General features: G+C 47.5%; 7 protein-coding genes and 1 riboswitch. Of the genes, 4 read left to right on the top strand and 3 right to left on the bottom strand.

What is annotated here, in order from left to right; translation table 11 throughout:
- Positions 1–50: 50 nt before the first annotated feature.
- The 3 genes from HR45_RS18145 to HR45_RS18135 form a co-directional block, all read right to left on the bottom strand.
- On the bottom strand, positions 51–1,610 hold the full coding sequence (locus HR45_RS18145) for a Na+/H+ antiporter NhaC family protein (protein WP_037445693.1): 1,560 nt from the start codon (positions 1,608–1,610) through the stop codon (positions 51–53).
- A gap of 75 nt (positions 1,611–1,685) precedes the next feature.
- Positions 1,686–1,877: riboswitch (Lysine riboswitch) on the bottom strand.
- Between the two features lie 78 nt (positions 1,878–1,955).
- The gene (locus HR45_RS18140; protein ID WP_037445692.1) at positions 1,956–2,879 is read right to left on the bottom strand and encodes an electron transfer flavoprotein subunit alpha/FixB family protein; all 924 of its coding nucleotides are present in this window, start codon (positions 2,877–2,879) and stop codon (positions 1,956–1,958) included.
- Between the two features lies 1 nt (position 2,880).
- Entirely contained in the window at positions 2,881–3,633 is a 753-nt protein-coding gene (locus tag HR45_RS18135; RefSeq protein WP_037445691.1) for an electron transfer flavoprotein subunit beta/FixA family protein, read from the bottom strand.
- A 303-nt stretch (positions 3,634–3,936) separates the two neighbouring features.
- On the opposite strand from HR45_RS18135, the gene HR45_RS18130 reads away from it, so the two are divergent.
- The 4 genes from HR45_RS18130 to rcsF all read left to right on the top strand — a co-directional run bounded on the left by HR45_RS18130 (position 3,937) and on the right by rcsF (position 9,265).
- The gene (locus HR45_RS18130; protein ID WP_037445690.1) at positions 3,937–4,332 is read left to right on the top strand and encodes an H-NS histone family protein; all 396 of its coding nucleotides are present in this window, start codon (positions 3,937–3,939) and stop codon (positions 4,330–4,332) included.
- Positions 4,333–4,494: 162 nt separating this feature from the next.
- Positions 4,495–7,536, top strand: coding sequence for an amidohydrolase family protein (locus HR45_RS18125; protein ID WP_037445689.1), 3,042 nt, complete (start codon positions 4,495–4,497; stop codon positions 7,534–7,536).
- Positions 7,536–8,813 (top strand): amidohydrolase family protein, encoded by a 1,278-nt coding sequence (locus tag HR45_RS18120; protein ID WP_037445688.1) that lies wholly within the window; start codon positions 7,536–7,538, stop codon positions 8,811–8,813. Before HR45_RS18125 ends, HR45_RS18120 begins: the two co-directional genes overlap by 1 nt.
- Before the next feature lie 77 nt (positions 8,814–8,890).
- On the top strand, positions 8,891–9,265 hold the full coding sequence (gene rcsF / locus HR45_RS18115; protein WP_037445687.1) for an Rcs stress response system protein RcsF: 375 nt from the start codon (positions 8,891–8,893) through the stop codon (positions 9,263–9,265).
- Positions 9,266–9,276: the final 11 nt, after the last annotated feature.

The raw sequence follows: 9,276 nt of genomic DNA, 5'->3' as shown, positions 1-9,276 counted from the left end.
AGCCACCTGCTATGCAGGTGGATTTTTACATCTCAATTAAGACGCGGCAATTAGTTATTCGCGCGCGCTTTTAACCACATCAGTGCCACAACAAATAACACGCAACAGGTGGCCAATCCCGCCACTACTGAGCCACTAAAGCCCATAACCAAATAGCCGCCAATCGATAACAATGCGACAATCAAGGCATACGGCAACTGAGTGGTCACATGATCAATATGGTGACAGCTGGCACCAGTAGACGACAAAATCGTGGTATCTGAAATTGGCGAACAGTGATCGCCAAACACAGATCCGGACAACACCGCCGCCATCATAGGCAACATCATGCTTTGATGACTGCCCATCGCCATATCGGCGGCAATTGGCAGCATAATGCCAAAGGTGCCCCAACTGGTCCCCGTAGAAAACGCAGTTAATCCAGCAAGGATAAACAATACAGCTGGCAGCAGCGCGAATGGAATATTACCGCTAGCAAGGCTTGCCATATATTTTCCCGTCTCCAGCGTGCCAATCACGCCAGAGATGGTCCACGCAAACAGCAGGATATAGATAGCGGGCAGCATTGATTTAGCGCCAATCCATAAGGCGTTAGCAATAGCAGCCAATGACAACTTTTGCATTACCGCGAGTACCAGTGTCACAGCGAGACCGCACAACGCCCCATAAAACAGCGATGAAGCAACATCCGTCAGCTCAAAGGCGCCAATTAAACTGAACTCTTGTTGTTTCGCCGCTAACGCGTCAGCACCAGAGGCCAACATGAAATACAAGGTAGCCGCCACCAGCACACCTATCGGCACAAACAAGCCCAGCACGTTGCCAGTGTCGGCTTCTTTAAGTTCCACCGAAGCACCCGGCGGTGTGCCTTTGGTTTCATCAAATAACTCGCCACGACGCGCTGCTTGTTCATGCTGGCGCATAGGACCAACATCCAATTCAAAATAGGCCACAAAAAATAACAGCAGCAAGGCGAATAGCGCATAGAAGTTCATCGGGATCATCTCAACAAACGCCGCGAGATGGCCAATATCGTTCACGCCGTGAGTCGCGAGAATACCGCCAATTAAAGCGATGATATAAGCGCCCCAGCTAGAAACGGGGGAAATAACACATACTGGCGCCGCGGTGGAATCGAGCAGATAGGCTAATTTGGCACGCGAAATATAATACCGATCCGTCAATGGCCGTGAGATGCTGCCGACAACCAAGCTATTAAAGTAGTCATCGATAAACACCACGATACCGAGCACCATAGTGAGCATTTTTGCGTCACGACGTTTGCGAATATGTTGTTTGCCCCAATCAGCAAAAGCTCGAGCCGCGCCACTGGTGGTGATCAGCGCTGTAATCATGCCAAGTAGCACTAAAAAGCCGAGTACAAATAGATTCCAGCTGTTAAGTGAACCATCATCCCAGACTAAGGCGGTGACGCGCTGTGCAAGATAACTCCCAGCATCAACTATTGACCACTGCGTTAATAACAGCACACCAACGAGAATACCTACGCCAAGAGATACCAACACCTTACGAGTGAGAATAGCCAGCACAATAGCAATAATGGGGGGAAGTAAAGACAATGCCGAATCGGCATAACTAGTAATGATCATACGTCGTTATTCTTTTTGTTAAGTTCAAAAGCATTTGCAGAGCAACGGCGTAGATTGGCATAAGCCCAACACCTGAAATTAAGTAGCGCTCCACAGGATTGAGTCGGTACTCAATCATCTTTCTGTGACAGTGCTGCGCCTATTCGGCCACAGCCCCAGCAGTTGATTTGATACTTCACACTGCTTCGGCGCTGAATCCTTTTGTGGCACATAAAACGGAATCACCTACTTGCCACGACTCTTATCCAGCGCACCTCTACTGCCAGTTTCCAGGTCAAAGAAACTGACTCAAAATAAAAAGGCGGCCAAGGACAAACCTCAGCCGCCTTCTAATTATTGGCAAGGTTAAATCATTTCTATTAATTTCGGCAAGGCTTCAAACAGATCCGCCTCCAAGCCGTAATCTGCAATTTGAAAGATTGGCGCCTGCGGATCCTTGTTAATGGCCACAATAACCTTGGCATCTTTCATGCCTGCAAGATGTTGAATTGCCCCGGAAATACCAACCGCAATGTAGAGTGATGGCGCCACAATTTTGCCGGTTTGCCCGACTTGTAAATCATTGGCAACGTAACCAGCGTCAACCGCTGCTCGCGAAGCACCAACGGCACCACCTAGCTTATCGGCCAACTGCTCAATCAAGGCAAAGTTTTCGGCGCTACCTAATGCGCGCCCACCAGAAACCACCACATTGGCGCTTCCAAGCTCAGGCCGTTCAGATTGCAACTCAGTCTTGCTAACAAACTCGCTCACTGGTGTAAAAACCTGCTCAACAGCAACGATGTCTGCGCTGCCATCACTGCTAGCCGCATCAAAAGCCGTGCTGCGAATCGACACGACTTTTACATCATCAAGACTTTTCACGGTTGCCAGTGCATTGCCAGCATAGATAGGACGCACGAAGGTATCTGCGTCTTTTACGGCAACAATATCGGCTATCATCGCCACATCCAGCAAAGCAGCAACTCGCGGTAACAGATCTTTGCCAAAGGCACTCGCGACACTCACAATATGGCTATAACCCGCAGCGTTCGCCACCACTAACTCACTGAAGTTTTCGGCTAACTGATGTTGATAAACACTGTTGTCGGCCAATAGCACCTTAGCCACGCCACTCATTTTCGCAGCTGATTCGGCTACCGCTTGGCAACCAGCCCCGGCCACCAACACATGAATCTCTTGTCCAAGTTGCGCGGCAGCAGTAACCGCTTTGGCAACGTCAGCCTTCAGCTGCGCATTATCATGTTCTGCAATCACTAACACTGCCATATCAAATCACCTTTGCTTCATTTTTGAGTTTGTCGACCAACGCTTCTACCGAGTCCAGCATTACACCTGCACTGCGTTGTTTCGGAGGTACCACGCTGATAATCTGCTGATGACATTTGAGCGTTACTCCTAAGGCATTAGCATCCGTAGTATCCAAAGGTTTGCGCTTGGCTTTCATGATATTAGGCAGCGTGGCATATCTCGGTTCATTGAGGCGCAAATCGGCAGTGAGCACTGCGGGCAGCGGTAACTTCATCACTTGCACACCGCCATCCACCTCACGCGTCACCGCCAGAGTGGCGTCGTCTAACAGTTCAACTTCTGAGACAAATGTTGCCTGCGGCATTTTAGCGAGTGCCGCTAGCATCTGACCGGTTTGATTATTGTCGCCATCAATCGACTGCTTGCCGAGCAGGAGCAATTGCGCTTGCTCTTGTTGCTGAACAGCAAATAGCAGCTTAGCGATTGACAGGGGTTCGAGTGCTTCATCGTGTACCACATGAATGGCACGATCAGCGCCTAATGCCAAAGCCGTCCGTAATTGTTCTTGCGCAGCGGTTGGGCCCACGGTGACCACCACAACTTCTGTTGCCTTACCGGCCTCTTTCAAACGAATCGCTTCTTCTACCGCAATTTCACAAAAGGGGTTCAGCGCCATTTTGACATTGGCGGTGTCGACGTCGGTCTGCTCTGCATTCACTCTGACCTTCACATTGGCATCGACAACGCGCTTTACTGCCACCATTACTTTCATTGCTTATTCCTTCACTACTGTCGCGACGTCCACGACCGATTTCTCTCACAGGCAAACTCTAAGCCAAGCTTACGTTTACGTCAACATCAATTAAACACCTGTTTTAATCTCCCGAGTTAATCCTTGTTAGCTATGAGGGATTTACGCCACAAATTTAATATTGAATTAACTCAATTCAGCAAAATAACGTAATTAAATAGAAAAATAACATTATGAAGATAAATTTATTTGATTCTGTGACATCTTATTTCTATTATTTAGCCATTAAACTTTTCATACCGTATTAAAGGAAGAAAATTCAACATGAGCGAATTTCTCGAAATATTGACCCATGGTCGTCGTTTTAAGGCGGCGGTTAAAGACCTGAGCTTAGATGACCTGAAATCTCTTGCTGATAAACTTGAGAAAATTATCGTTGAACGTGCAGAAGAAGTGAAAGAAGAAGAAAAACTTCAAGCTGCGCGTATTGCGAAAATTGAAGAAATTCGTCAGCAAATGGAATCTGTTGGTTTGTCTGTTGAAGACTTAGGCGTAGTAGCTGCAAAGCCAACCAAGAAACGCGCACCACGTCCACCTAAATACCAAATTGAAGTCGATGGCGAAATGGTAACTTGGACTGGTCAAGGCCGTATGCCAACCGTATTTAAAAACGAAGTCGACAACGGTCGTTCAATGGAAGACTTCCTTATCGAGAAATAATCTCTCTATAAATATAGAAGCCCCGAGATTCGGGGCTTTTTTGTGCAATTTTTTTGAAACAACAGCTTTCAAATTTATTACATTTAGCGCATAGCTTTTACAAATTTGCTAAGGTACCTTGTACGCTGCTTAAAACTAATACTTGCAAGGGTCTGAGCATAGATGAAAATACTATTCCCCCCTATCGCGTTACTTGCGACCGTCAGCTTAGGCGCCTTTGCTGGCGACGGACAGCAAAGCGATAACACGCCGAGTCTCACAGCATTAACGCACGCAACTATCGTGCTTTCACCACAAAAACAATTAACTGATGCAACGCTTGTCATTGAAAACAATAAAATTAAATCAGTATTGTCTGACAACAATGTTCCAGCGGGTGCTTTCGAAATAAATCTCACTGGCTATACCATCTATCCAGGATTTATTGATCCGTATACCAACTACGGTATTGAATATAAAGCACCGGAAGAAAAACATGAGCCTCCAGTATATGAGATAAAACGTATCGGTGGCAATGCTGCTAACGGCGCTATTCACGCAGAGAAAGAATGGTTTAGCTATGTTTACCCGGATAAAAAAACGGCGCAAAAATGGTTAACAAATGGCTTCACCAGTGTGCAAAGTGCGTTTCAGGATGGCATATTTCGCGGTACAGGTGTCAGCCTTTCATTAGCGGATAAAAACGCTAACCAAGTGATTTATAAAGCACGAACACATCAATTTATCTCATTTGATAAAGGCAGTTCTCCGCAAGATTATCCAAATTCGCTAATGGGCAGTATTGCGCTGATCCGTCAAACCTTCAGTGATGCTCGTTGGTACAATGAGAATATGGCAAAAGCCAAAGAGTATCCTGAAATGAAGGCGCCTGAATTTAATATCGCCTTAGAAAAATTAGGTAATCTCAAATCGAGTGGCGTAATATTTGAAACCACTAATCTTAATAATGAATTACGGGCAGCTAAACTACTTAAGGCAGAAAAATTACCTATTCACTTATTAGGTAGTGGTCAGGAATACGCCCGCATTGATGAATTGCGACAATATAGTCCACAGCTGATTTTGCCGTTAAATTATCCCGCCGCACCCGATGTGACTGACGAAGAAAAAGCCAACAATACCAGTTTATCGATATTACGCCATTGGGAGCGAGCACCCGCCAATGCTGCCGTATTGGCCTCACATAAGATCCCATTTTCACTGACACAACACGGCATTGAGACGAATGCTTTCTGGCCACGTCTTAAACTCGCTATAACCGCTGGTTTAACCGAGCAACAAGCATTGGCGGCATTGACCACCGAAGCTGCAACCGCAGCGGGCATTGAAGATATTGCCGGAAAAATTGCGCCTGGCTATATGGCTGATTTAGTGGTAACCAAAGGTAATGTGTTTGCTGATGGCACCATTGTTAGTGTGTGGACCCAAGGTGAAGAACATAAGCTCGTAGCGAAAAGTGCCGACTGGGATGGTGAATATAGTCTCAATTTGGGTAATTTGGAGCTAACACTAAACCTAGAAGTACCTCAAACCAAAGGCAAAGCAAAAGGTACACTCTCTGCAGGTGATGATGAACTCACAGTGGCACATCTCACCGTAGACGATGATAAAGTCAGTTTTAGCGCCGAACTGTCAGCGGCCGGTATCGACGGTATTAGTCGTTTCAGTTTGTGGCATGATGCACAAGGCGTGCAAGGAAGACGTATTGCCGCCGATGGCAGTATTGAGCCAATTAATGGTAAAAAACTCGCTAGCGAGTCTACTGCTAAGAGCGAACCGAAGCCTGCTCAAGCTAGTTATGTATCGAAACTGGTACAGCCAATACAAGCCTTTGGCGCGCCCACACTGCCGCAAGCGGAACACCTTCTTCTCAAAAATGCCACAGTATGGACCTCGACAGACAAAGGTATTTTGGAAAATACCGATGTTCTAGTCGCAGACGGTAAAATCAAACAGATTGGCCAAAATATTGCCGCGCCTTCTGGTTACCAAGTGATTAATGCCAAAGGTATGCATCTGACCAGCGGCATTATTGATGAACATTCACATATTGCGATTAACGGTGGGGTGAACGAAGCCACTGACGCGGTCACTGCCGAAGTGCGTATTGGTGATGTCGTCGATCCCGATGCTGTCGCAATATATCGCTCTTTGGCGGGCGGTGTCACCACCGCCAATCTACTGCATGGCAGTGCCAACCCAATTGGTGGTCAAGCGCAAGTGATCCAATTGCGCTGGGGCGAAACCGCTGAGAATCTGAAATTTACCCAAGCTCGCCCTGGCATTAAATTCGCTTTGGGAGAAAACGTTAAACAAAGCAATTGGGGGGAACGTTTTAGTAAGCGTTTTCCGCAAACCCGCATGGGCGTAAAAGCACTGTTTACCGACGCGTTTAACGCCGCAAAAGAATATCAAGAACAACGCGAAGATTACGCCGAGCTGCGTTCTCGAGAAAAACGGCGGACGCTAGAACCGCGCCCTAACCTGCGCTTAGAGGCCGTCGATGAGGTGCTCAATAGCGAGCGGGATGTCCATATCCACTCTTATGTGCAGTCTGAGATTCTGATGTTCCTGCGCTTAGCTGAGCAGTTTGATTTTCGCGTTAAAACCTTCACCCATGTGTTAGAGGGCTATAAAGTCGCCCCTGAGTTAGCTGCACATGGGGCTGGAGCCTCTACCTTTGCTGACTGGTGGGCGTATAAGTTTGAGGTCTATGACGCTATTCCGCAAAACGCCTGTCTGATGGCCCGTAAAGGCGTCGTTACCTCCATAAACTCCGATGATTATGAGATGCAGCGCCGCTTGAACCAAGAAGCCGCTAAATCGGTCATGTATTGCGATATGAAGCCAGAGGAAGCGTGGAAGATGATCACTATCAATCCAGCCATCCAGCTTGGTGTCGATAAAGTGACAGGTTCGGTCGAAGCCGGTAAACAAGCCGACCTCGTCTTATGGGATCACAACCCACTCTCTGCCTATGCCAAAACTAAGGCTGTTTGGATCGGTGGTAAACGTTACTTTGACCGCGCCGTCAACGAGCAACGCACGCAAGATATTGCCGCAGAAAAGGCCGCGCTCATCCAAAAAGTGCTCAGCAGTGACGAGCAGCGTAAACAAGGTGAAAAATCGACTGCCAAGCCCGAACCCATCTGGCATTGCGATACTGAATTCCATGCATGGGACAGCCATAAGGAGGCACGATAATGCGCATATCTCAATTTACCGCAGCATTGCTGTTAAGTGCCGCCAGCCTCGGCGTCATGGCGCACGATATGATTCCAGGCCCGAAACAACAGCAGCCTATTTTACTCAAAAATGCCACACTACATACTGTCAGTAACGGAGTGCTAGCGAATACAGATCTGTTAATGCAAGCGGGTAAAATTGCTGCAGTTGGAAAAGGGCTAACGGCCGAAGGCGCTGAAGTTATCGATTTAACAGGCAAACATGTCTATCCGGGATTAGTGGCGCTCGATACCACACTTGGTTTAGTCGAAATATCTGCAGTGCGCGCAACCAATGATATTGAAGATGTGGGTACCGATAACCCGCAGTTACAGGCATCTACTGCGTTTAACCCTGATTCAGAGCTCATTCCAACGGTACGAGCCAACGGCATCGCCTATGCGCAAGTGGTTCCGCGCGGCGATGGATTGGCCGGGCAATCAGCCTTGGTCAATCTCGACAGCTGGACCATTGAAGATGCACAACATCAAGCCGCAGTGCAAATTCATCTTAACTGGCCGAGTATGCCGCGTTGGGGTTTAGATACTGATGAGAAAAAGGCAAAAGCTAAGGCAGCATACGAGCAAAAGCTTATCGATATCGATCAGCACTTTGAATCGGCCTACCGATATGCTTTAGCCGCTAAAGCCAAACAGATAAAAACCCCTGATGAGCGTTGGCAGGCGATGCTGCCGCTGTTTAACGGCACCGGTAAGTTGTTTGTGCATGCCGACAAACAACAAGCCATCGAAGACGCCGCAGCAATTTGTAAAAAGTATGGCTTTAGCTTGGTGATTGTCGGCGGTTATGACGCGTGGCGTTCAGCGGATATCCTTAACGAAATGCAAGCCAGTGTAGTCTATACCCATATGTTGGATTTGCCGCAGCGCGCTGACGAGCCGATCGGTCAGGCGTTCAAAATCCCTGCTATGCTCAAAGCCGCTGGCATTCCGTTTGCAATTGGCTTTAGTGATGACTGGGACAGCCGTAACTTGCCGCTTGCTGCCGCGCAAACCGTGGCATGGGGTCTCACTCAAGATGAAGCGCTACGTGCCATCACCTTAGATGCCGCAAAAATTGTCGGCGCCGATGGTATTGGTGCCCTTACCTTAGGCTACGATGCCAGTATTGTGATCAGCAGCGGTGACATTCTTGACCCGGCATTTGGCAAAATTGACACTTTATATGTCGATGGACGCAAAGTTGATTTGAACAATCGCCATCGTCAGCTTTATCATAAATACCTTACTCGATAGAGTACCAAGGCTTATTCGCTCCTCACCGTGGGTGAGGAGCATTTCATCGGTACTCAATAACTTAGAGGCCGGAAGCCATGAAATATCTTATCCCTGTTGTATCAGTGTTATTGCTCAGCGCTTGTAGCAGCGACTATGTATTCAAGTCCAACCTTGATGCTGATGCTATCAATGACTATTTCAAACCATCACAAGTCAAACTGTTTGATAAATCCATGCCAAGTGGCCCATATGTGGCGTTAGGCATGATAGAAGGCAGTGATTGCCAAATCGATCAAAATGCTGCACCGGCGAGCTTAGCTAATGCCCGAACTGATGCACGTCGTAAAGCTGCCGATATGAAGGCGAATGGTCTGATCATTAAAAAGTGTGCCGAAGTCCCAGAACCTGCTCAAGGCTGCTTTACCCGTACACTATGTGTCGGCCAAGCCATTAAACTCAAAACTGAATAAACTGATCGGTG

Origin of the sequence: Shewanella mangrovi (assembly GCF_000753795.1) — a bacterium.
Classification (GTDB): Bacteria; Pseudomonadota; Gammaproteobacteria; order Enterobacterales; family Shewanellaceae; genus Shewanella; species Shewanella mangrovi.
Note: the sequence above shows the minus strand (reverse complement) of the source record. Positions and strands in the feature narration are given on the sequence as shown.